The 25156-nt window shown below is 38.2% G+C and carries 15 protein-coding genes; 7 read left to right on the top strand and 8 right to left on the bottom strand.

The features are described from left to right. From CRS_RS22805 to CRS_RS22785, 5 genes are all read right to left on the bottom strand, one after another. The coding region (locus tag CRS_RS22805) for an amino acid adenylation domain-containing protein (protein ID WP_142726250.1) at nt 1-1848 on the bottom strand (1848 nt) is incomplete at its 3' end. A gap of 954 nt (nt 1849-2802) precedes the next feature. After that, complete coding sequence (locus CRS_RS22800; protein WP_142726249.1) at nt 2803-4209, bottom strand: MFS transporter; 1407 nt, start codon at nt 4207-4209, stop codon at nt 2803-2805. Then, nucleotides 4206-4856: a uridine kinase gene (locus tag CRS_RS22795; RefSeq protein ID WP_142726248.1), complete on the bottom strand. Its 651-nt coding sequence runs from the start codon at nt 4854-4856 to the stop codon at nt 4206-4208. Before CRS_RS22795 ends, CRS_RS22800 begins: the two co-directional genes overlap by 4 nt. A gap of 40 nt (nt 4857-4896) precedes the next feature. After that, entirely contained in the window at nt 4897-6018 is a 1122-nt protein-coding gene (locus CRS_RS22790; protein WP_142726247.1) for a glycoside hydrolase 100 family protein, read from the bottom strand. Between the two features lie 59 nt (nt 6019-6077). Continuing rightward, on the bottom strand, nt 6078-8501 hold the full coding sequence (locus tag CRS_RS22785) for a TonB-dependent receptor (protein ID WP_228451330.1): 2424 nt from the start codon (nt 8499-8501) through the stop codon (nt 6078-6080). 243 nt (nt 8502-8744) lie between these two features. On the opposite strand from CRS_RS22785, the gene CRS_RS22780 reads away from it, so the two are divergent. Together CRS_RS22780 and CRS_RS22775 are read left to right on the top strand one after the other, a co-directional pair. Beyond that, nucleotides 8745-9686, top strand: coding sequence for a LacI family DNA-binding transcriptional regulator (locus tag CRS_RS22780; protein ID WP_142726246.1), 942 nt, complete (start codon nt 8745-8747; stop codon nt 9684-9686). Nucleotides 9687-9784: 98 nt separating this feature from the next. Further along, nucleotides 9785-10996, top strand: coding sequence for a winged helix-turn-helix domain-containing protein (locus CRS_RS22775; RefSeq protein ID WP_142726245.1), 1212 nt, complete (start codon nt 9785-9787; stop codon nt 10994-10996). Nucleotides 10997-11087: 91 nt separating this feature from the next. On the opposite strand, the gene CRS_RS22770 is transcribed toward CRS_RS22775, so the two are convergent. The 3 genes from CRS_RS22770 to CRS_RS22760 form a co-directional block, all read right to left on the bottom strand. Then, nucleotides 11088-12596 carry an adenosine kinase gene (locus CRS_RS22770; protein ID WP_142726244.1) on the bottom strand — a complete coding sequence of 503 codons (1509 nt, stop codon included), beginning with the start codon at nt 12594-12596 and terminating at the stop codon, nt 11088-11090. Nucleotides 12597-12795: 199 nt separating this feature from the next. After that, entirely contained in the window at nt 12796-14136 is a 1341-nt protein-coding gene (locus CRS_RS22765; protein WP_142726243.1) for an MFS transporter, read from the bottom strand. 1 nt (nt 14137) lies between these two features. Beyond that, a complete protein-coding gene (locus CRS_RS22760; protein WP_142726242.1) occupies nt 14138-14701 on the bottom strand; it encodes a TetR/AcrR family transcriptional regulator in 564 nt (187 codons plus the stop codon). A 224-nt stretch (nt 14702-14925) separates the two neighbouring features. On the opposite strand from CRS_RS22760, the gene CRS_RS22755 reads away from it, so the two are divergent. The 5 genes from CRS_RS22755 (at nt 14926) to CRS_RS22735 (ending at nt 25149) form a co-directional block, all read left to right on the top strand. After that, a complete protein-coding gene (locus tag CRS_RS22755; RefSeq protein ID WP_142726241.1) occupies nt 14926-15384 on the top strand; it encodes a hypothetical protein in 459 nt (152 codons plus the stop codon). A 104-nt stretch (nt 15385-15488) separates the two neighbouring features. Further along, nucleotides 15489-16574, top strand: a complete 1086-nt coding sequence (locus CRS_RS22750; RefSeq protein ID WP_142726240.1) for an efflux RND transporter periplasmic adaptor subunit — start codon at nt 15489-15491, stop codon at nt 16572-16574. 15 nt (nt 16575-16589) lie between these two features. Further along, a complete protein-coding gene (locus tag CRS_RS22745) occupies nt 16590-19751 on the top strand; it encodes an efflux RND transporter permease subunit (protein ID WP_142726239.1) in 3162 nt (1053 codons plus the stop codon). Next, nucleotides 19744-21213 (top strand): TolC family protein, encoded by a 1470-nt coding sequence (locus CRS_RS22740; protein WP_142726238.1) that lies wholly within the window; start codon nt 19744-19746, stop codon nt 21211-21213. The genes CRS_RS22745 and CRS_RS22740 overlap by 8 nt, the downstream gene beginning before the upstream one ends. Before the next feature lie 981 nt (nt 21214-22194). After that, nucleotides 22195-25149: a SusC/RagA family TonB-linked outer membrane protein gene (locus CRS_RS22735; RefSeq protein WP_142726237.1), complete on the top strand. Its 2955-nt coding sequence runs from the start codon at nt 22195-22197 to the stop codon at nt 25147-25149. The last annotated feature ends 7 nt before the right edge of the window (nt 25150-25156 follow it).

Here is a 25156-nt window from a genome sequence, read left to right as displayed (position 1 = left end):
ACGGATCTTTACCTGGTGGTCTATACGGCCCAAATATTCAATATTGCCGTCGGGAAGCCACCTCCCAAGATCACCGGTACGGTACATCCTGCTGCCGGGAACAAAAGGATTGGATACAAACCTCGAAACAGTTAATTCTTCACGGTTAAGATACCCTCTCGCAAGACCAGATCCCGAGATATAAAGCTCTCCCGCTACACCGATAGGAACCTGATGACCATAATCATCCAAGATGTAAATCTGAGTATTGGAAATAGGCTTGCCGATGGTGATATGATCATCATTTACAATAGAAACAGATGACCAGACGGCACATTCAGTGGGACCATATTCGTTATATAAAACGGCATTACTGTATTTAAAGTGATTTGAAACCAAACCTTTAGACAATTCTTCCCCGGCTACAATGACATGTTCTAAAGTATTCGAACCAGACGCATTTCCTGTAAGATAAGGAAGTAAATTAAAATAATAATTAGGTACGCACAACAGTCCGTTTATATTATGGCTGATAATTCGGTTTGAGATATGTTCTACATCCTTTATATGAATGGTACTTTCAACAAATAATCTTCCACCACTGCATAAAACCCCGAAAATAACAGCAACTGAGGAATCAAATGAAAAAGATGGAATCAATAACATACTTTCAATAGAGTAAAAATTAATTCTATTCAAAGTAGAATGGAAAACAGCTTTATGCTCAATCATGACTCCTTTGGGATGACCCGTTGTACCGGAGGTATAAATAACATACGCCAGGTCATCAGGACCTATTAAACTTACGGGATTATCTGTAGAATAATAATCTCGCTGACTTTCAAAATCTGATAAAAAGGATTCATCAATGACAACCCTACAATGGGTATCTTGTATAATATAATCTTTCCTATCCTGAGGATAATCAAAATCTATAGGTACATAAGCACCTCCAGATTTCAGAATACCCAATATAACAATTATCATCTGTTCGCTGCGGGGAAGATCTATACAGATCAGATCATCTCTCTCAATACTATACAACGATATAAGGTAATGGGCAAGCTGATTCGACCTGGCATTCAGTTCCCAATAGCTCAAAGATAGGTCCCCGAAGACTACAGCCGTATGAGACGGGCTACGATCAACCTGGGATTCAAAAAGACTCACAATGGTCTTATCAGTGGGATAAGAAACTTCAGTACTGTTAAACTGATTTAAAAGATCTGAACTTTTCTGATCAAGAAGAAAATTATAGCTGTGCACTTCAATATCCAAATACTGATCATAATTGGAAAGAATATGTGTAAAGTTGTCTAATAAACTTTGAACAGCATAGCCCGAATACTCACTTTTATAATAAATACCTAAAAAAACAGAATCCTCAGACTCATGATAAAAAAGAGAAACACTATCATTCAAGGTTTCTTCTTCCGTACCATATTGAAATTGAATAGAAAAATTAGAAAATTCAGATAAGTTAATATCTTCTGAATTGTAATGACAATGCTCAAAAGACTCTTTAATTACATCTGCAGTTTTTTTCAATAACTCCTTAAATGTATTATTATTGTCCAGTTCAACCTCAAGCAATACATCATTATCAAGTTCAATTTCCTGAGAAGAAGTTATTCTTACAACATTCTGAAAATCATCAAAATATCTTTTCAGCAGGAAATAATAAACTGAAGTGATAACAGTGAATTTAGATTTCGAATTATCTTTTGAAATTCTAAAAAAACTTTCTAAATTCTTTTTCGATATCTCTGTATTGGTATAAAGTATTTTATCTTCCGGTGAGAAAATAATTTCTTTATTTTTTGTCTTATTTAGCCAAAAAATATTAGATAAAGATGATCTGTTCAGCATTGTATTAAAGTGTAAAAAATTGTAATTCAACAACTAAGATAACCATGCAAGGAAATTTCCAGGCACTTATTTAGCTTGTTATTTATAGAATGTTACGTTAGATAGAAGGGATTAATTTCCTGCATTTATAGTATGCAAACCACGAAAGAAATCTTTTACAAAGATTGTTTCAGAATTACCCTCAGTACACTTATTTCCAATACCTTTATGAAAATAAGGTTGTATGTTACTGACAAGTTGTTTTTGAATAAAAATCATATAATAATTGTGTAATGGTTATTAGCTAAGCACTTCAGTTAAATCAAAGAAGCCCTCAAAAAACAATGAAAAAAATAAACCTGTAAAATTATAGTTGTTATGCTTTTACTCTATTTTTTTCATTTGAATTTGGTGCTAATGTATAAAAAAAATCACTTCAATATGATTTTTAATAAAAAATTAATTTTAATTTTTTATTCACTTAAAACAAATTATAACTTAAAGTACTGATTAATAACAACTAAAAATAACTCTAATTATACACTACAAGTTTTAAAAATTTTATATTCACAACATTATGATAAATAACTCCCTATAAATCACTTAAAATTGAAATAAAAAGGATAATGTAAAAAAATTTATAACATTCATATTTAGATTGAACTTATAAATTTATTAAGAGAAGAATTTTAATATTTTTCAGTTTAGAAATAGAAAAATAAGGGCCTCATATTACCAGTCTGTATATCCTGTTTAAGGTCCGCAAAAAACAGATCAACCAAGAAGCACCTGAAATTGAGTATTAAAAAGAGACATTAAAATAATCTGGCAAATATTTATTGTAATTTTTAATTTCTGAAAATGATCAGTAAAATCAAAAAACCGGCTGGGAATACAACCAATGAGAAAAAAGAAAAAAATTCTATAATACCATTAATTCTTAAGTTAAAAGCAACCGGTTATCATATATCTATATTAATCATTTACATGCCGGCCCGGTTTCATAAAAAACACACAGCCTCCCGCCGCCAAAAACAACACTCCAGCCAAAACAATTGCAGATGAGGGATCAGCCCCTAAAAAATTATTAAAAATAAAACCAAACGACAGGGTCTGGATCAACATGGGAATAACAATCATCATATTGATCACTCCCATATAAATTCCTCTTTTACTGTGAGGAATAGAAGGGGAAACAATGGAATAAGGCAGTCCCATCATTGAAGCCCATCCGATTCCCAGCGCAACCATCGGAATAAGAATACCATATTCATTTTTGATAAAAGGTAGCGTCATTATTCCCAATCCTGTAAGAAATAAACAGAAAATATAGGTGTTTTTTGAGCTGAATTTTTTAGCAAAAGGAACTAAGAGCAACGCACAAAACATGGTTACAATATTATAAGAGCCATTCATAAGTCCAGTCTGCCCTACTGCTACTTCTACCTGATACAACACACTTTTTGCCCATGTCAGGTCGGATACTGCAACGGATATTCCACTTTTCGCGTTTTCCAGAAATTGGCTGGCCTTCATTTCATCGGCTTCTGAAACTCCATACAGTGACCATTTAAGCATTGGAGTAATAAACTGCCAGTATACAAAAAGGGCATACCATTGGAAGAGATATACCGATGCCAATTGCCAAAGAATTTTCGGCATTTCTCTGATGGCTATTATTATTTCTATAAAAGGGGTAAAAAACGTACTGCTTTCTTTAGCTTTTCTTAGCTCCTTAAGCTCCTCGTCAGTGGGTGGGATCTCCGGCGTTTTATACACAGACCATGCTACCGATGCAATAGAACAGAAGGACCCTAAGAAAAATGAATAATAAACCCACACAGGAATACCTCCGTTCGCAGAATTTCCTCCCAGATACTTTTGAAAAACAAACAGTGAAAGATTGGCCAGTGTAATCCCTGCTCCCACAAACAGGCTCTGCATCTGAAATCCGAAAGTCTGCTGATCTTCAGGAAGTTTATCTCCAATGAATGCACGGTAAGGTTCCATGGCTGTATTATTGGCAGCATCCAAAATCCATAACAAACCTGCGGCCATCCAGATGGTAGAACTGAAGGGAAATAAAAATAAAGCGATACTGCAAAATAAAGCACCCAGCAAAAAGAATGGTTTTCTGCGTCCCCATTTAGGACTCCAGGTTTTATCACTGATAGCCCCAATCAATGGCTGTATCAATAATCCTGTAATAGGCCCGGCAAGATTCAGAATAGGAAGCTGCTCGGCATGGGCTCCCAAAAAAGAATAAATAGGATTAACTGCCGTCTGCTGAAGTCCAAAGCTGTACTGAATACCAAAAAAACCGACATTCATATTCCAGATTTGCCAGAAGCTCAGATGGGGAATGATTCTTTTTACTTTCATAAATTAGAGGTTACAAGTTCATAGTTTTTTCCCAATATAAGATCTGCATCATTTTTAAAATTTCTGATAATCTGATGCTCTATTTCCAGTACTTTTTCTATAAAATCACCTTGCTCATCGCGGTTACGGTTCATCCGGTTCCTGTAAGTATCCTTATAATTCCTGTCTATAAAAATTTTAAAATCAAAAGATTCAATTTCAAAGACATAAGTACCTTCTACAATAATAATATTGTATTCAGAAGTTTCTACTATTTCATGACCGGCTGAGTTTTTACCATAGTTCACCAAAGGCTTTTCTATTTCCAGAACTCCGTTTTTAAAATCCCTTATATTCCGGGAAAGTGTATTAAGATCAACTTCATGGATACCTACATTATCGAGGGACTGCATGCGGTTTTCGTGATTCGTTCTCGGAGGAAGCTTAAAATAGTCATCCATCTGTACAACGAGACTCTTAAGATGATCCTGTTCCAGAACTTTCTGAATGGCAAAAGCCGTTACCGATTTTCCGCTGCCACTTTCTCCTGCAATTCCTATTGCTATTTTCTTTTCTTTGCCTAACGAAAAATGTTTTTTCAGTATCTCTGTGATCTCTTTGGCTGTAGCCAGATGTTTATCTTCCAATTCTATAATATCTCCAATCATTTTTTTATTTTTTGAGCCAGGTTATTTTGAAAACGGTTCTTTATAATGACATTAAAATATATCCGGACGCAGAAAAGCAGAGCTGCTCTGTTCCCAGTGGCAAAAGCTTGTCTGTTGAATAAAATTCTCTGAAATGCTCACCCTTTTCATTCATTAATGTTTCGTATTGTGTAATAATTTTTTCAGGAATTTCCTTGATTCCTTTTTTCTTAAGGCCCAGACACAGCCACCCTAAAAATATAGGCCATGATCCTCCGTTGTGAAAATGATAAGGCTGGTTTTTAAAACTGTAACTGTAATTGTTTTCCAGCAGACGCCAATCATCATCTCCTGGAAAAATAACCGGGTAAAAGACGGGAAGCATCCAGTGCTTAAACTCATTACTCATATCCCTTAAAAATTCTGAAAAATCCTGCATATCAATTTCAAAATCTAAAAGCAGAGCCAGTGCATTCCCGGCAAGATCAAACCGCTCATCATACCCGTTTGCATTCAGAGATGCCCAGAAGAAGGGTTTTGCTGAAGCTTTGGCATAAGCTGTTTCATGATACCTGGCTGCATTTGAATCATTTTTGCAAAAATTTTGCTGGATCAGATTTTTGGTGTTTTCCGATACCGTTTTTAATTCAGGATCATTATAGGCTTCTGATACATTTTTCAAGGCCCAGTATCTGAGAACATTATCATACAGTGTATAGCCCGACGTCACATATTCATCCGCCCAGTTTCCTCCCAATGGACTGTAAACCAAACCCCTCTGATTGTATTCCCAAGTCTTAAGGCATGAAAGTGCCTGATAAATCTTTTTTTTCAGACTGCTTTTAAGAGCATCATCTGATGTTATTCTGAGGTATTCGCAAGCGGTAACAATCCACCATGCCGTAGCATCTGTCCTTCCAACATGTGTTCCGTAACTTGCTTTGCCATTCACCACATTGGAGGGAATCTGCCCGTTTTCTGCCTGATGTTTGGCCAATGTCAGAATAGATCTTTCAAGCCCCGTAAGAATCTCTTCATCATGGATTAAAATTCCGGCATACCCTGCCATCATAGAATCTCTTGCCCATACTCTTGCGTAATTGTCTTTTTGTTGTGCAGATGCCAGAATTCCTTCTTCTGTAATCGCTTTTCTGATAATCTCTATGGCTTCCTGTCTAAACATATTATTATTTTTTTAAAATGCAGAACGAATAAAAATTCGTTCCACATATGAGCAAACTATTAAAAATCAAATTTCACACTTGCACTGTAGCTGCTTCCCGGAAGCGTTCTTGCTCTCACGATTCCGTTTCCGCCTGCGATGCTTCCTTCTTCTGCTTCCGTAACCGCAATGGTATTAAAGATATTATTGGCATTCACGCTTACCGAAAGATTTTTCATGATCTGATAAGAAATATAAGGGTTTACAATAGCATAACCTGGCATAATTAACTTGTTGGAATCCTGGGTATAAGCTTTTGTAGCTCCGATCAAATAAAAGCCAACATTCAGTTTGTTCATATTGAAATTTGGATTTACGGAATACATCAGCTTAGGTGTTCTTCTTGGTGTGTTTCCAATAATGGAAGGATCAAGTGCATTTTTGATCTCGGCGTGAGTATAAGTGATTCCTGCCTTTACTTCAAAGCTTTTTGTAATCCTGTAATATCCATCCAGTTCTACTCCCAGGGACTGGTATTTATTTTCTGTTTTTCTCTGAGTTGTCGCTTCATAATTGGCCTCCTTTGTTCCTGCATAGAAAAGTGTTGTATTCAGGAAATATCCGGCTCCTCTCAGTTTGTATCCGGCTTCTATCTGATTTACCTTATTTACCTTTACAGCATCCAGTGCAGGATCATCATTATTGGTGTAGTTATACCCTGAAAACAAAATTCTGTCTGCAGAAGCACTTCCACCCTGGCTTACTCTTGCAAATACTGCATTTTTACTGTTCAGCGCATAATTGGCACCTACTGAATATCCGAAAATTCCGTATCTGTAATTTACAGGAACATTGATATTATCATTTGAGCCAACCATTTGTTCAGGAATATCAATGACGCCGTTACCATTCATATCAAGGCTTGTATAGGTAACCGTGGCTCCTGAGAACGTTCCTGTTACTTTCCCGATATCATATCTTGCTCCGGCATCTATCGTCAGTTTATCTGTTGCATTGATTTCGATCTGTGCATGTGGGGCAGTGATATCGTATTTTGTATTGTAGTCTCTCTTCAGATTTCCCCAGTCTTTCATTCCGTAATTCAGTAAGCCATGATCTGTTATATATGCTCCGGACGTATTTTTCACATCAACCAATCTGGCATTGCTGTCGTTTACTTCCTGAATATAATTGTTCCACATCCATGACATATTGATATTTTGTGTAGATTTATACAAACCTGCATTTAATTTTAATCCGTTCCATTTTTTGTTGATATTAAAATCATTCACAAAATTATTGAAGTTATTCAGCTTTACATTAAAAAGAGCCAGCTTCATATAATAGGCATTCATATCGACTGGAGTATTGGTTCCTGCATAAACAGCACTTCCGAAATTGGTAAAATTACCCGCAGTAAAGAAATCACTGCCTCTGCTTACACTCGCAGGAAACGGGGCAATAAACTGCCCACTGTTGGCTGCATAACGAATTTTTTCTTCCAGCTTCCAGCCTTCTCCAAGATCATAATTAAATTCTGCACCTATCACTTTAGAAAGAGAGTGCATTCCATCTGAAACATCACTGTTAAAGATATTCCCGTCATTCCCTAAGGTTCTGTCATGCTGCAGATTAATGGTTTGTAAAGCTCCTCTGAGAATATTGTAATTCGGCAGAGAAGACCATTTAGGATCTGCATCTGTTCCCGTAACCCCTACCGGCATCGGCATATACGCTGCTGTTCTGTCATCCAGTATCTTTGCGTATATTCTGAAACTACCTCTATCAAACTTTCTCAGTAAAGAAAGCCTGAACTGTCCGCCGTTATTGGAATTAAATCCGGTCTTTCTGGGCCCGTCTCCTATTCTGTAGAATCCTCCTACCGCTACGTATGTATTTTCTGCTATTGGGGTTCCGTAATCAAAATCAGTCCTGTAATTTTTATAGTTAAGCCCAATCTGCTGAGTAATGCTTCCCCCTTCTTTTTCTCCTGTTTTTGTGATAAAATTGATGATCCCTGCCGGAGAATTACTTGCAAAAACAGAGGCAGACCCTCCTCTTAATGCTTCTACTCTGGAAACAAAAGAATCAAACCTTGTAAACTGATCCTGCGTTCCGAAAGCGATGTCTCCAAACTGCATTACCGGTAACCCATCTTCCTGAATCAGTAAATATCTTGAACCTCCCGCCGAAACCGGAACCCCTCTTACGGTAATATTGGAATTACCTTCCCCTCCTGATGATTCTGAACGTATTCCGGGAATTGTTCGGAAAATTTCTGCAGTTGTTCTTGGGGCAGCATTTTCTATGTCCTTCATTTTTAATGTTGAAATAGAAGTACTGGTTTTAATAGAAGCTTTAGGGTTTGAATTCCCTGTAACGACTACTTCATCAATTGCTTTACCTTTTGCAATTGTATCGTTTTCTGTACTTTGGGAAAACATAAATGCTGCGGTATTCATAGCACCCAAAATGAACAGTCTGGTAAAAATTTTCGATTCCATATTTTTAGGAGTTTTTTAATTATGGTCTAAAAGTATTTTTTTTACCATATGTAAAATATGGTTTGTTCACAGTGTTAAATTATTATTAAATTCAAACGTTTGCGCAAACGTTTGCGGTGGATAACTTATTTTAATTTTAACTTTTCTATAACACTTCAATTGCATAAATTAACATTTTTTAACTTAAATTTACTCCCAAAACATCACTAAATTAACCCAAAAATCGCCTCAATTAACTTAAAAATGAAAAGAGTCACAATAAAAGACATTGCTGAAATGCTTAATATCAGTGTATCTACAGTGTCCAGAGCACTGAAGGATCACCCTGATATCAGCAATGCTGTAAAGCTTAAGGTAAAAGAGGCAGCAGAAACCTTTAATTATATCCCGAATGACTTTGCCATCAACTTCCGGAAGAAATCATCAAAAATGATTGGGCTTATTATTCCTGAAATGTCCATGTTTTTTATCCCTTCTATTATTAAAGGAATATCTTCTGTACTTCACAGAGAGGGTTATCATTTTTTTGTACTGTCGTCAGAAGAATCTTTAAACAGGGAAATAGAAAATATTGTTACCTGCATCAACTCCCGGGTAGACGGTATCCTTATTTCTCTTACAAGATATACGAAAGACCTCTCCCACCTGCAGAAAGCCAGAGATATTGATCTTCCTGTTGTTATTTTTGATAAGACAATTCCGCAGAATCATTTTGACGAGATTATTTTCGATAATAGGCTCAACGCTGAAACAGCTGCCGAAAGACTGATAAAAAACAACTGTAAAAGGATACTGGCCATATTTGGTGATGAAAACCTGAAAATAACACAGACCAGAAGAGATTTTTTTATCGGTAAATTAAAAGAATCACCAGAAACAGAGTGTAAAATAATCTATTGTGAATCTGCCGAAAGTGTAAAAGAAAAACTGAATATCATCCTGGATTATGAACGTTTTGACGGATATTTTGCCATGAGTGATGAAACGCTTGCCGGATTGCACAGCTCTCTTATCAAGAAAAAAATACCAACTTCAGAAACCAAAGTTATTGCTATAACGGAAGGTACTCTTCCAAAATATCTTGACGAATCTTATGAATGTATTATCAACGATGGCTTCAATATGGGCACAATGGCTGCTGCCAGGTTGCTGGAAATAGTAAAAAAAGCTGATCTAAAACTGTAACGGTAAACAGATCTATCTATCTTCTCATCCTATGACTTTCCGCTAAATCAGTATATTTGAAAAAACATCATACAATCTCTATCATTCAGATATAAAAGATGGAAAAGAAGTTAACATCACAGCAATTAAAACTCATCACATTACATAGCCAGGGCTTAATACACAATACGCCGTTCGGAACCGGGAAAACAGCTGTTCTTAAAGCATTGGAACACCTTGGATATATACAGATCGATACACTCTCTGTCGTTGAACGTGCCCATCATCATACCCTTTGGACAAGGGTTCCTGATTTTCAGGCAGATTATCTGGAAGAACTGGTGGAAGAGCGTAAAGTATTTGAATATTGGTTTCATGCAGCATCCTACCTTCCCATGAAGGATTTCCGCTATGTTTTACCGCAAATGCTGATGATCAAAAGAGGAGAATCCCGTTACTATAATGCAGATCCTAAAGTGATGGAATATGTCACAGATACCATTCGCAATGAGGGTCCTAAAAAAGCAAGAGATTTTGAAAATGAAAGCAAAAAAACCGGAAGCTGGTGGAATTGGAAACCTGCTAAACTGGCACTTGAAAGACTTTTTATGCAGGGAGATCTGATGATCAGCGGACGCTCCGGAATGCAGAAAACCTATGATCTGTCAGAAAGAGTATTACCTTCTTTCATTAGCACTACAGAACCTACGTCTGTTGAATTAGCGGAATATCTGGTAAAAACCAATCTTCGTGCCTATGGGTTTACCACAGTAAAACAGATTACTCACCTTAGGAACGGAAATGACCTGAAGAAGAATGTCAATGAGATACTGCAAAGCATGCTTGAAGAAGGCATAATTTCCAAAGTCAGTGCTGAGGGAGGAAACGCTGTTTTCATCCAGAATGATATACTGGAAAAAACATTTGATCCTGCTGATCCAGGTGTATGGCTGCTCTCTCCATTCGATAATTCTATTATCCACCGGGATAGAATCAAACAGATCTTTGATTTTGATTTCCGTCTGGAATGCTATACTCCAAAAGAAAAAAGGCAGTATGGTTATTTCTGTCTTCCCATCCTGTTCGGAGACCAGTTTATTGGAAGAGTGGACTGTAAAGCGCACAGAAAAGAAAAAAAATTTGAGCTTATTCATCTGCATATTGAAAACGGCGCTATAGCTACTGAATTATGGCTTACTCCTTTTATGGAAACCGTAAAACGTTTTGCAATCTTTAATAGCTGTGAGTCTTTGGTTCTGACCAATGTAAGTCCGTCAAAAAAAGGTCCTGATATAAGGAAAAAACTGTCCGGATTAAAATTAAAAAAATAGTTGGCATCTCTGTTAAAAACAGAAGGCTGTCTCAAAAGCCAAGTTATATGACTTTGGAGACAGCCTCTTTATCTTTTCAGGAAAAACTTATTTATTTTAAGCTCTGGTTTGTTTTCTGAACAAAATTATTCCATTGCAGGTCCAGATAAGCTACAGCTTTCTTTTTCTCTGTTTCATTCAAAGAAGAATAATCAATAGAATTGAAAACCAGTTTTTTTATTGCTTTCAGATCCAGTTCCCAATATACCTGCGTAACCCAAAAATCATAACTTAAGCCTGTATAGCCATATACGGAAGGATCATCACTGTTGATAGAGCACTGCACTCCATTGCTCAATAACACTCTTGCAGGATGATTTCTCAGATCGCTTACATATCCTAAGATCTGATTGCTGATCGGGCTTACTTCTACCAGCTTATTCTGTTTTCTGATCTGTTCCATGGTTTTCGGGAAGTAAATCAGATTGAGCCCGTGACCAATTCTTTTATTGTTCAATGGAACAACATCCAGTACATTTTTGTTCAGGGCAGAATTGCTTTCTCCGGCATGAAGGAAAAGAGGTATTTCCACACCATACTTTTTATTAAATTCATTCATTTTTGCCCAGCTTTTCTCAAAGAAACTGATATGATGCCCGGCAGCTTCATCTGCTACAAGATCAAAGCCTGAAATCATATCCGGAAACTCTTTTTTCAGTTCAAAAGCGGTTTCCAATTGTTTTCCAATACTTTCGTTATCCAAGAATTTAAAGCTTGAATAGATCAGCTTCAGTGTGAACTGCGGATCTGTCTTCTGTATTTCTTTAATAATGTCCTGCAGATCTGTGACAGAAGTTTTCAAAGGATATTTTCCATGCTGAAAATCGTAAAGTTCATCAAAGATATATCTTATTTCTACGTGCTGCACCTTGTCTTTTATCAGATCCTGAAATCCTTTCAGATAATATTCCTTAAAGAAAGGACGATACGGAAGCAGCAGGTTGATGCGCTTAAACCGTTTTTCAAACTCGATCCAATAATCTGTATAAGAACATAGATTATCCCTTTTCAGGGTTAGAAGATCCTGCAGTTCTTTTTCAAAACCAGGATCTGAAGCCAGCTTTTTATCAAGACTTACAAATCCGGCCGGAACTTTTCCTTTTTCAAAAAAAGCCAACTGTCCGAAAATAAACTGATCATTATCTTTCTGATCGTAAACATAGCATTCCTGATATTTTCTGGCAGCCGAAATGACCCATTTCACGTCTGTTATTCCTCCACTGTGGGTATGCAGCAGACCTCCTTTCGGCATACCATGAAGGAGCTCAAACAGCTTGCTGCTTTCTATCAATGGTTTTAATTCATTAAAAGAACTGCTATATAAAGATATTTTCTTCGCTTCCGTATCACTGAGAAACTGTTTACGGAGCTGGAATATTTTTTTATCCAAAGCTATTTCTGCATCAGTTAACCTGACATTAGCATCAAATGCCATTGCCTCATTTTCCTTCTCTGATAAAGCCAGGCTTTGCTCATAAGCAGATTTTCCAGTCACTTTACTTTGTCCCCAAAATAAAGGTGCTCCTAAAAGCGATATATAAATAAGGTATTTTTTCATCATAATATTGGAGAATTTTGTACTGCGGTCATGTATTAACCGTTAAAAGTAGCTTGTTACAGCAAAAATTGTGCAGAATAAAGCTATTTCAAAAATAAAATTAATTTTGTTAAAAACCTCCAAGGTAAATATTATGCTTTAATTGTTTTCTTCCCATGTTCACCTACGGGTTCAGAAGCCGGTAATAATTGTAACATCAAACCTACATAATCACACAGATAAGAACACCAATAATCCCAAAATGATAAGCTGTCTGCCAACCGTCTTTTGAAAAATAGAAAAATACCCCGCCAATAACACTAACCCCTAATGCAGAAGCGGTTTGCTGAAAAGTAGAATATATTCCGGCCGCACTTCCTGCATACCGGGAAGGCACATTTTTAAGGGCAACATTCAATAATGAAGGAAGAACCAAACCATTTCCAAATCCCCACATTGCCATTAATCCTATGATCAGCCCGGTACTGATTCCCGGCTTCCAAAGTGTCATCTGAAGATAAAATGCAAAAAAAAGAATCACCACACCTATCTGCAGTACTTTTTTTCCATATTTTACAATCAGCCTGGAAGCCATAACAGAAGAAATAACAAACAGAATCCCCGGTGCAATAAAGTATAATCCGGAATCCAGTGCTGAAATCCCAAGTCCGTTCTGAAGATATACGGCACTCAGTAACAAATAGGCGGTATGAAGCATAAAATGAAATAAAACAGCCGTAAGCCCGATATTGAAATCCTTTATTTTAAATAATCTGACATCAATCAAAGGATTACCATTTTTCCCCAGTTTTATTTTTTGATTATAAATGAAAATAACAAACAGAACAAAAGAGAGCATTAAAAGTCCGAAACTCCACAAAGGCCATCCTGACTCCCGTCCCTGAATCAGGGGATAAATAAGAAAGAACAGAGCAAAGGTTAATATGACAACTCCGGTGTAGTCAAATTTTGTACTTTCATGTCTGGGGGTTTCAGTAACGTATTTCTGGGTTGCCCAAAGGGTGATAATCCCTATGGGAAGGTTTATAAAGAAAACCAGTCTCCAGCCTTCTATCATCCAATGTGTATCAGATAAATAACCACCAAGTACCTGACCTATTGCAGCAGCTGTTCCCAGAGTAATTCCGTACAGACCAAATGCTTTCGCCCGCTCTTTAGTCTCTGTAAAAAGGATCTGAATAAATGCAATGGTCTGCGGAACCATAAACGAAGCGCTTAATCCCTGAAAAAACCTTGTGATATTCAGCTGTAATGCAGACTGTGACAACCCGCATAAACAGGAAGTTACTGTAAAAACAAGCATTCCCCAGAAGAATACTTTTTTTCTTCCGAAATGATCCCCTGCCCTTCCTCCTGTAATCAGAAAAGCAGCATAACCGAGAAGATAGCCAGCAATAACGAACTGCATTTCACCATCGGTCGCATGAACCCCTTTTTTGATAGTGGGTATGGCTATATTGATAATAAACACGTCTATAACAGAAAGTAAAGGGGCTGCCAGAACAATGATGAGTTCCAGCCACTTATTATTTGTAGTTTTCATTTTAAATCAGTTTTTGAATAATTTTTTTTGCTGTTTGTATCTCATCCGGATTTTTAAAAACGGAAGCTGTAACTATAGAACCTTCCAGCATTACATAGATCATTTCGGTAAGATCCTCATCGGTAAGCATTTGTTTGTGACCGGAATTTATCACAAGTGTTTTTATAAATTCCTTACTGTGAACTTTTGTTGCCTGAATCTCTGCTAACACCCTGGGATCACTTGTTCCGGCTTCATCATTGGCCTTAATAAACGGACATCCTCCATACTGTCTGATTTCCTGTCGCTTGGTGTGATGGTCAAAAATGGCCAGCAGCTTTTCCTTAGGGTCGCTGACCGCATTTACACTGACTTCCAGCCTGCTGAACCAAAGCTGATGCATACGCTGGATATAGGCAATTAATAAATCAGTTTTTGTTTCAAAATGCTTATATAAAGAAGCTTTTGCAATATCAGATTCACTTATAATCTGGTTAATTCCGGTATTGTTATACCCCTGTTCGTAGAATAATTTTTCTGCGATATCTAAAATTTTGTCAATGACAGCCTGTCCTCTCTGTTTCATGAAGCAAAGATAGATATTAAATAGACAAAGTTGTCTATTTATTTTTTTAGCTTTTTTCTATCCTGTTTATTGATTTTACCTTTCATAGATACACCACTTCTCTTTAATTTTCAATAAAGTCTGGAAAACAAACGGATTTTTTCAGTAAGCCTATTACTTTTTAACACTTTTTTAATCTTTAGCGGTTGCACTTATTTTTAAGTTTTAGTTACCTTTGTCTCTGGATGCAGAAAAGATTTTATCAATATTTATACAGCTTATTATTTGCCTTGCTTACCGTTTTAGGTTGGTATTATGGGCAAATTCAGCAGTATATTTCAACAGATACTTCTTCTGATCTTCACTTTACTACAGATCTTCTGGTTCATCAGAAAAAAAGCATCAAAAAATCTTTTGCCTTTATTAAAAATCAAGAGACCAATGATGCTTACAATATCAGTCATCCCCGCTATAACAAGATCAGAGCTAATCTTTCTGAAAATGACAACGAAAATGACGACAATCTAGAGACATCCGATTCTACAGAGCTTCTTGTGCTTTTCAAAGATGGTTTCTGGCACCTGATCTCAGGTTTTGTCACTACCTTTCATGACAGAAAAATCGCTGTTTCACTTTCTCAGTCAGAATATTTAAAAACTTTACATGATGATCTGTACATTCAGTACAGGGTCATCAGACTGTGATTTTATAATAATTTTCCCGAAATCTTTTTATAGGCTTTCAATTCTATTTGAGAGCAGGTAACTCTATTTTTTTCAATTATAAATTATTATAAAACAATATTATCATGGTCAAGAAAAGTCTCATGTATATTAATCTGTGCCTTATTTTCTTGTTAGCAGCCTGTCAGCCTGAAAAAAAAGAAAAGACAGAAGCAGCGTCATTCAACGTTACAAGCCCGCTTGTAAAAGATACTTTGGTCAATAAAGATTATGTAGCACAAATCCGTTCTATCAATCATATTGAGCTCCGTGCTCAGGAAAAGGGATACATTCAGTCTATTTATGTAGATGAAGGACAATTTGTACAAAAGGGGCAGCTGCTATTTAAAATCATGCCTAATCTTTATGAGTCTGATGTAAACCGTGCAAAAGCAGAGTCGAAATATGCACAAATCGAATATCAGAATACCAAAAACCTTTCAGACAAAAACATTGTAGCCCCGCAGGAAATGGCGATGGCTAAAGCAAGATATGAAAAAGCTCAGGCTGAACTTGCTTCAATGAATACCCATTTGAAATTCACAGAAATCCGGGCTCCCTTTAATGGAATTGTAGGAAAACTGCATGTCAGAAAAGGAAGCCTGGTGGATGAAGGTGAACTGGTAACTGAACTTTCCGACAACAGTAAAATGTGGGTATATTTTAATGTACCGGAGGCTGAATATCTTAATCAGATGGACGCCAAAAAGGACAGCAATCCAATGCATGTACGTCTGAGAATGGCCAATGGCAAAGAATTCACTCAGGACGGTATTGTACAGACAATAGAGTCTGACTTTGACAATGAAACAGGGAATATTGCCTACAGAGCAACATTTCCTAACCCTAAAGGACTGCTGAGATACGGAGAAACCGGAAACATCGTCATCACATCCCCTTATGCCAACGCCATGATGATCCCCCAGAAAGCAACCTTCGAGGAGCTGGAAAAGAAATACGTTTATGTGATCGGCAAAGATGGCAAAGTACATGCCAGAGAAATAAAAGTTGCTGCTGAATTACCACATATTTATGTAGTCGCTTCAGGGCTTGGAAAGGATGACAGAATCCTTCTGGAGGGTCTTAGAATGGTTCAGGAAAATCAAAAGATCAGTTCAAAATACCAAAAGCCTGAAAAAGTAATGTCGAATCTGGATCTGTACGCCGAGTAACCCAAAAGCAGCATTATGTTTAAAAAAGTAATACACCGACCGGTTTTCGCCATTGTGATATCGGTTGTAATCCTGTTTATGGGGGGTATCGCGATGAAGCAGCTTCCTACAGAGCAGTTTCCTAAAATTGCGCCTACAACAGTAGCTGTATCTATTGCCTTCCCCGGAGCGAGTGCAGATGTATTGGTGAAATCATCTTTGATTACGATTGAAAATGCCATCAATGGTGTTCAGGGAATGCGGTACATCACTACCGATGCCACCAGTGCCGGAGAAGCTACAGTCAATGTTGTCTTTGATCCCGGAACCGATCCTAATGAAGCGGTAGTACTGGTAAAAACCAGAGTAGACCAGGTAATGCCTCTATTACCGGAACTTGTACAGAAAGAAGGGGTTGTGGTAAACCCGATCCAGCCGAGTATGCTGATGTACGTGAATCTTTACAGTACGAATAAAAGTATGGATGAAAAGTTCCTGTACAACTACTCTATGGTGAATATCATCCCGGAAATCAACCGTATCCATGGGATTGCAAAATCTCAGATCCTGGGAAGCCGGAGATATGCCATGCGTATCTGGCTGAACCCCGACCGTATGCGTGCTTACGATATCTCGGTAGATGAGGTGATGAAAGCTATTGGCGAACAAAGTATCATCGGACGTCCGGGAAGAATCGGGCAAAGTTCCGGTATTGCAGCACAGTCGCTGGAATATGTATTGACCTATAAAGGACAGTACAACAAGCCGGAAGAGTATGAAAATATCATTGTCCGTTCCAATGCTGAAGGAGAGAATGTAAAGCTGAAAGATATTGCCAAAGTGGAACTTGGAAGTGAGTTCTTTGATATTTATTCCAATCTTGATGGGCATCCTTCCGCTTCTATCGTTTTAAAACAGAACTACGGAAGTAATGCGAATGATGTAATCAGGGATGTCAAGGCAAAACTTGCAGAAATGAAAGGAAACTTCCCTCCGGGGGTTGATTACAAAATCAGTTATGACGTTTCGCAATTCCTTGATGCTTCTATTGAGCAGGTAATGCATACATTGAGAGATGCGTTTATCCTTGTGGCCATCGTGGTTTTCATTTTCCTGGGTGACTGGCGTTCTACCCTGATTCCTATTATTGCCGTGCCGGTTTCTCTGATCGGAACATTCTTTGTGATCCAGTTCTTCGGATTAACCATCAACCTTGTTACCCTTTTCGCATTGGTACTGGCCATCGGTATTGTAGTTGACAACGCGATTGTGGTGATAGAAGCCGTTCATGCCAAGATGGAAGACAGTAATATTTCGCCTTATAAAGCGGTAAAAGAAGTGATGGGTGAAATTGCCGGAGCCATTATTGCCATTACAGCCGTGATGGTAGCCGTGTTTATCCCTATTTCATTTATGACAGGTCCGGTGGGAACTTTCTATCGTCAGTTTTCTATTACTATGGCTAGTTCTATTGTGATTTCTGCAGTAGTAGCGCTTACGCTGACTCCGGTTTTGGCGGCAATGTTATTGAAAAACCATCATGGAAAGCCTAAAAAAGTCAATATTTTCACCAAAGCTTTAGACTCTTTTAACAGCGGTTTTGATAAAGTAACCGGAAAATACGCTTCATTCCTTAGAAAAATTGTGAGCCGAAAAGTGGTGACATGGGGAATTCTGATTGCTTTCTGTGCAGGAATTTTTGTGATCAACAAAGTATTGCCAGGCGGATTTATCCCGAATGAAGACCAGGGAACCATCTATGCGATTATCCAGACTCCTCCGGGTTCTACCCTGGAGCAGACCAATAAAGTTTCGAGGACCTTACAGAAAATATGTATGGGCGTAGACGGTGTGGAATCTGTATCGTCACTGGCTGGATATGAGATTATGACGGAAGGGCGCGGCTCCAATGCAGGGACCTGTCTGATCAACCTTAAAAGCTGGAATGACCGTGATCATTCTGTAAAGGAAATCATGGAAGAACTGGAAGAAAAATCAAAAGACCTCGGAGCTACGATTGAGTTCTTTGAACCGCCGGCTGTACCAGGATTCGGATCTTCTGGAGGTTTCTCCATGAGACTTCTGGATCTGAACAGAACTACCGATTATCAGGAATTTGACAAAGCCAATAAAAATTTCATCGCCCAGCTAAAAAAGCGTAAAGAACTTTCAGGAGTATTTACCTTCTTTGCTGCCAATTATCCTCAGTATGAGCTGGTGTTTGACAATAATGCCGCCATGCAGAAAGGAGTTTCTATAGGAAAAGCGATGGATAACCTCAACATTCTGATCGGTAGTACCTATGAGCAGGGCTTTATCCGTTTCGGACAGTTCTTTAAGGTATATGTACAGTCGTCCCCGGAATTCAGAAGACTTCCTACAGATATCATGAATCTGTATGTAAAAAACGACCGTGATGAAATGGTTCCTTATTCAGCCTTTATGACGATGAAAAAAACACAGGGACCTAACGAGATTACCCGCTACAATATGTACAATTCAGCTGCAATCCGTGGACTTCCGGCCGCTGGATATACAACCGCTGATGCTATTCAGGCCATCAATGAAACCGCGGCAAAAACACTTCCTCACGGATATAAAGTGGCATGGGAAGGATTGTCTTACGATGAGGCGCAGCGTGGTAACGAGGCCATCTATGTCTTCCTTGTTGTTCTGGTATTTGTGTATCTGGTTCTGGCAGCTCAGTATGAAAGCTTCCTCATTCCTTTTGCTGTACTGTGTTCGCTTCCGGTGGGAGTATTCGGATCTTTCTTACTGTTAAAAGCAATGGGACTGGAAAATGACATTTATGCACAGGTAGGATTAATTATGATTATCGGATTACTGGGTAAAAACGCAGTACTTATTGTTGAATTTGCGGTGAAAAGGCGCCAGGCGGGAGATTCTATCCTGGAAGCAGCGGTTGAGGGCTCCAAAGCCCGTTTCAGACCGATCCTGATGACCTCTTTTGCGTTTATTGCAGGATTGGTTCCGCTTGTTTTTGCAAGAGGTGCCGGAGCTATCGGAAACCATACCATCGGGGCTTCTTCATTGGGAGGAATGCTTATAGGAACACTATTCGGAGTCATTGTTATTCCGGGGCTCTACTACATATTTGCCAAGTGGTCTGATGGTAAAAAAATGATTAAAGACGAAGATGAATCTCCATTAAGCGAAGACATGATCCATTATGAATAAAAGAAAAATATATCAATATGCAGGTCTGGCAGTCTTCTTATTAAGTCTTACTGCCTGTAAACCTATCGAAATAGAACAGCGTGCTGAGAATAAAACCGTTCCCGAAAAATACGGTCCGGCAGAAAATGACACCATCAATACAGGAAAAATGAAGTGGAATGAATACTTCAGTGATCCTCATCTTCAGGAACTGATTAGCCAGGCTCTTCAGAATAACCAGGAACTTAATATTGTTCTTCAGGAAATTGAAATGTCTAAAAATGAAATCAAAGCCAGGAAAGGGGAATATCTTCCTTCTGTGGGTTTAAAAGCCGGTGCAGGAGTAGATAAGGTAAGCCGCTATACCAATATCGGGGCTATGGAGGCCAACACTGAAATAGAACCCGGCCGTGAAATGCCGGAGCCATTATTTGATTTTGGAGTAGGTGCCCAGGCACAATGGGAAACAGATATCTGGGGAAAACTTCATAATGCAACGAAAGCTCAGGTACAGCGATATCTTGCCAGCATTGAAGGCAAAAACTTCATGACCACCAATCTTATTTCAGAGATTGCAGATTCTTATTATGAGCTGCTGGCATTGGATAATGAACTGGTTATTCTGAATCAGAATATCAAAATTCAGAATGATGCGCTGGAGATTATCAAGGATTTAAAAAAGAATGCCCGGTCCAATGAGCTGGCAGTGCAGCGATTTGAAGCCCAGGTTCTGAAAACCCAGGGAATGCAGTATGACATCCAGCAAAAGATTGTGGAGACTGAAAATAAGATCAATTATCTGGTAGGAAGATTTCCTCAGCCCGTAGAAAGAAGCCAGAATTCTTTTGATTCTGTTGTTCCGCAAGCTGTGTACGGAGGAATTCCTTCTGATTTGCTGGAAAACCGTCCGGATATCAAGCAGGCTGAATATGAGCTGGCTGCAGCCAAGCTGGACATTAAAGTGGCCAAAGCAAGGTTCTACCCTTCTCTTGATCTTTCTGCCGGAATCGGTTTACAGGCTTTTAATCCTCTGTACATCATCAAGCCTCAGTCATTCCTGTTTTCTCTTGCGGGAGAACTTACAGCTCCTCTGATCAACAGACGAGCCATTAAAGCCGCTTATTACAATGCCAATGCAAAACAGATTCAGGCTGTGTATCATTATGAGCAGACCGTTTTGGGAGCTTATATTGAAGTGGCAAACCAGTTATCTAAAATCCATAATCTGGAAAGCAGTGTGAACATCAAATCGAAGGAAGTAAATGCCTTAACAAAGTCTATAGATATTTCCAACGACCTGTTCAAATATGCCCGTGCCGATTACATGGAAGTCCTGCTGACTCAGCGGGATGCCCTGGAATCAAAGTTTGAGCTGGTAGAAAAGAAAGTGAACCAACTTAAGGCGAGTGTTGCTGTCTATAGAGCGCTTGGTGGCGGTTGGGACCAGACTCCTTTGGCTGTTCCGGATATTACCAAACAATAAAATTCTTTTCAATCTTGTTTTTATAGGAGTCTGCCGAAAGGTGGGCTTCTTTTTTTAGGTTTTGGCTGAAGCCAGATGAATTTTATTTTTTAATAAACAGGCTAATGCCCATTTCTATTGAATATAACAATCTAGAGGCTATTTAACCGCAGATCTCACGGATTGACACAGAGGTTTGGGATAATTTTATATCATGATTGATAATCGATCATTCATCATTCATCATTCATCACTTATAATTCAAACCGTCCTTAGCCCTGATAGCAGCGGTTACCCCACAGCAGAATGTGGATTCAGCCAGGTGCGAGGAGTATGAGCGGATAGCAGGATAAAGCTTATGATGCCTACTCTAATGATTGATAATGCTATAAAATAAACAAAAGTCTATAAAAAAAGTAGACTTATTGATGTTAATTTTAATTAAACTATCAAAATCTAATTTTTTTATCATTTTTTAACATTTTGAACAACAAAACAAAACACTGATTATCAAATAAATAAATTTATATATTCTGGTTTTTTAATATTAATCTACTAATTTAGTAGACTAATATGATTTATCTCATATCCCTTCTTTATACCGGTTTATCAATTATTAAATAATTTTGACCCAGTTAAAAAAAAATAAACTTTATTCTCATGAATAAGAATACCTTTAATTCTTACCTATGCAACATTACGGCGACAGCTTCCACACAGCAAATGTGTTGTGAAATGCCTGCCCATTCACTGCACAACTGTATTTCTCAAGACATGTGCTTTGATATGATGTGCATGATGATGTGCTGACTTTTAAGCGGTACATTCATTACTGTAGGAATTAAAGCCAAAGCGTTCAGGGCTTCTTTCATCCGGGTACATCTCCTGTAAATTTAAACCTTCTGTTTTTTATAACCTCCCTGAAAAAGGAGGCAGAAAGTTACATTTTCTACCAGAGGATCAGCAGTAATACACAGTCAAATTTAAACCTAGATTAATATAATGAAAAAGAAACAATGCAAGCTTGGTGTATTGGCCTTACTGCTATTCGCGGAATATGGTTTTGCCCAAAGCAAAGACAGCCTTTCCAGGGAAACCTCCATCAAAGAAGTAGTGGTGGTAGCCTTTGGAAAGCAGAAAAAAGAAGAGATTACAGGATCTGTACAGTCGTTGAAGGCCAAGGATCTTTCTAATCTTCAAAACGGAAATATTCTTCAGGGAATTGGAGGAAAAGTAGCGGGAATACAGGTAATCTCCTCAGGACAGCCAGGTTCCCAGCCTACCATCAGGATGAGAGGAATTGGCTCTATCAATGCATCCAGCGACCCGTTAATTGTACTGGACGGCATTCCGTACAGTGGAAATCTCAACAGTATTGCCGCATCGGATATTGAAAGTATTTCCTTTCTTGAAGATGCATCCTCCAATGCTTTATATGGTTCCAGAGGGGCCAACGGAGTAATTATTGTGAATACAAAAAGAGGGAAAAGCAAGGGATTAAGTATTGAAGCTGATGTCAGAACGGGAGTTAACTTCAGATCCATTGAAGATTATTCTGTATATACTTCTCCGCAGGATTATTATACGGCCTACTACAACAGAGCCAGAATAGGTGAAATCGCAAGGCTGAAACAGCCGGGAGCTGTTCCTTCCGGCCCTTCTCCACATGATGTGGGACTTGCAGCACTGGCCAAACTGGGTTACAATGTTTATAATGTTCCTTTCAATCAACTGATCTCAAAGGATGGATCATTCAATCCTGATGCGAAATTACTGTATCAGGACGATTGGAAAAAACTGCTTTTCAGACCAGCTTTGAGAAGAGAAGCCACCGTAGGAATCAATGCCAACAGTGACCAGGTAAAATCATATACTTCACTTAATTATCTGGATGATAAAGGATATTTGATTTCTTCAGGATTTGAAAGATTCGGGATCAGGTCTAATGTGGACTACTTCATCACTTCAAAACTGAAATTAACCAGTGCTTTATCTTATACTTACAGCAAACAGGATTTCGGTGAGACCGGCGGTTTTTCCAACCCATTCCAGTTTGCCAGAAATATTGCACCTTTCTATCCTGTATTCTTGCGGGATAACAATTACCAGAGGCTTTATGACAAGTATGGAAATGCTTTATATGATTACGGAGACGGCCAGGGACCCAACGGAGCCACAAGATCTTATGCTGTTTTCGAAAATCCTGTAGGCAACCTTCAAAAAAACAAATCTCAAACGGTAAGTAATATTACCAACCTTAATCTTGGCCTAAATTATGAAATCATCAAAGGGCTGGATTTTACCTATAATTTCGGGGCTTATCTCGAAAATGCAAGAAACCTGCAGTTCGGAAATACGGAAGGAGGAACTTCTTCTTCTGTAGGAGGAACGATTTCACAGAGTTCTAACTTTAAATATACCTTAAACCACCAGCAATTGCTTACCTATCAGAAAAAACTGGGAAATCACAGCTTTAACCTGCTTATAGGACATGAATTGAATAAGATCAAAGATGATGGGTTTTCAGGATCAAAGCAACAGCTTTTATTACCTGATTCACAAGCTTTTGACAATGCTGTAAAAATTACCGGGTTGTCCGGAAACGGCTATGAATATGCTGTAGAAGGGTATTTCACAAGATTGCTCTATAATTATGACGGTAAATACTTCTTTAATGCCAATGTCCGAAGAGATGGTTCTTCAGTCTTTTCGCCGGAAAGCAGATGGGGGAACTTCTATGGACTTGGATTGGCATGGAATATTGCAAAAGAAGATTTCCTTAAGGACAACACCCTCATCAATTCTTTAAAGCTAAAAGCTTCTTACGGCCAGCAGGGAAATGACAACATTCTTTTAGGAGGCTCCAGCAGGGATTATTATGCCTATCAGGATATTTATGGAATTAATAATTTCGGGGATGACAAACCTGTTCTGTCTCTGAAGAAACAAGGGAATAAGGATCTAAAATGGGAAACTTCGAAAAATCTGAATGCCGGTTTTGAGCTCTCCATTTTAAAAAACAGAATCACCCTGAATGCAGATTATTTTGAAAGGAAAGTTTCGGATATGATTTATACCCTTCCCCTTCCTCCATCTAATGCCGGTTCTTATGTAAAGTATGGAAACATAGGGGATATGACCAACAGAGGAGTTCAGGCTAATCTAAATGTAGATATTCTTCGTGGTGATGAATTCCAGTGGAGTGTGTATGCCAATGCCACTCATTATAAAAATAAGATCACCCGGTTACCGGCTGAACAGAGAAATACAGGTCTTGTAACCGGTTTGTTTATTCTTACAGAAGGTGGGGACCGTTATACTTATTTCCTCAAAGAATTTGCCGGGGTAAATCCTGAAAACGGGGATGCTTTATGGTACCGGACAACGATAAATCCTACTACTCAAAAAGAAGAAAGAACAGTTACCAATAATTATAAGGAGGCTACCGACTATAATACTGGAAAATCTGCCATTCCAAAGGTATATGGCGGGTTCGGGACAGATTTTTCTTACAGGAGATTTAATCTGGCAGTCAATTTTGCTTATCAGTTCGGAGGTTATGGATATGATGACATTTACAGAAGCTTATTTCATTCTGACAGCTATGGATCCAACTATTCAACAGATCTGGATAAAACATGGACTCCGGAAAATCCAAATGCAGCATTGCCAAGGGTAGATCTTACGGCAACGAACCAGAATGGAAATTCAACACTTTATCTGATTAAATCAGATTATATCAGTCTTCAGGATGTAACGCTCTCCTATCAGCTTCCCGATGGTTTTGCGCAGCAGGCAGGCTTGTCAGGTCTGAAAATTTATGTAACGGGAAACAATCTTTATCTGTGGTCCAAGAGAAAAGGATATGATCCGAGAGCTTCACTCACGGGAGTTTCTGATTCGTACCGCTATTCTCTCTTGTCAAGTGTTTCTTTAGGGTTTAAACTTAATTTTTAAAAGAACA

This window comes from Chryseobacterium sp. ON_d1 (assembly GCF_006829085.1).
GTDB lineage: Bacteria > Bacteroidota > Bacteroidia > Flavobacteriales > Weeksellaceae > Chryseobacterium.
Note: the sequence above shows the minus strand (reverse complement) of the source record. Positions and strands in the feature narration are given on the sequence as shown.

What these genes read in the sequence shown, in the direction of transcription:
- CRS_RS22745 (WP_142726239.1), top strand. Translation starts at nt 16,590, where the DNA reads ATGTTTAAAAAAGTAATACACCGACCGGTTTTCGCCATTGTGATATCG.
- CRS_RS22785 (WP_228451330.1), bottom strand. Translation starts at nt 8,501, where the DNA reads ATGGAATCGAAAATTTTTACCAGACTGTTCATTTTGGGTGCTATGAAT.
- CRS_RS22800 (WP_142726249.1), bottom strand. Translation starts at nt 4,209, where the DNA reads ATGAAAGTAAAAAGAATCATTCCCCATCTGAGCTTCTGGCAAATCTGG.
- CRS_RS22760 (WP_142726242.1), bottom strand. Translation starts at nt 14,701, where the DNA reads ATGAAACAGAGAGGACAGGCTGTCATTGACAAAATTTTAGATATCGCA.
- CRS_RS22750 (WP_142726240.1), top strand. Translation starts at nt 15,489, where the DNA reads ATGGTCAAGAAAAGTCTCATGTATATTAATCTGTGCCTTATTTTCTTG.
- CRS_RS22780 (WP_142726246.1), top strand. Translation starts at nt 8,745, where the DNA reads ATGAAAAGAGTCACAATAAAAGACATTGCTGAAATGCTTAATATCAGT.
- CRS_RS22770 (WP_142726244.1), bottom strand. Translation starts at nt 12,596, where the DNA reads ATGATGAAAAAATACCTTATTTATATATCGCTTTTAGGAGCACCTTTA.
- CRS_RS22735 (WP_142726237.1), top strand. Translation starts at nt 22,195, where the DNA reads ATGAAAAAGAAACAATGCAAGCTTGGTGTATTGGCCTTACTGCTATTC.
- CRS_RS22795 (WP_142726248.1), bottom strand. Translation starts at nt 4,856, where the DNA reads ATGATTGGAGATATTATAGAATTGGAAGATAAACATCTGGCTACAGCC.
- CRS_RS22740 (WP_142726238.1), top strand. Translation starts at nt 19,744, where the DNA reads ATGAATAAAAGAAAAATATATCAATATGCAGGTCTGGCAGTCTTCTTA.
- CRS_RS22790 (WP_142726247.1), bottom strand. Translation starts at nt 6,018, where the DNA reads ATGTTTAGACAGGAAGCCATAGAGATTATCAGAAAAGCGATTACAGAA.
- CRS_RS22775 (WP_142726245.1), top strand. Translation starts at nt 9,785, where the DNA reads ATGGAAAAGAAGTTAACATCACAGCAATTAAAACTCATCACATTACAT.
- CRS_RS22755 (WP_142726241.1), top strand. Translation starts at nt 14,926, where the DNA reads ATGCAGAAAAGATTTTATCAATATTTATACAGCTTATTATTTGCCTTG.
- CRS_RS22765 (WP_142726243.1), bottom strand. Translation starts at nt 14,136, where the DNA reads ATGAAAACTACAAATAATAAGTGGCTGGAACTCATCATTGTTCTGGCA.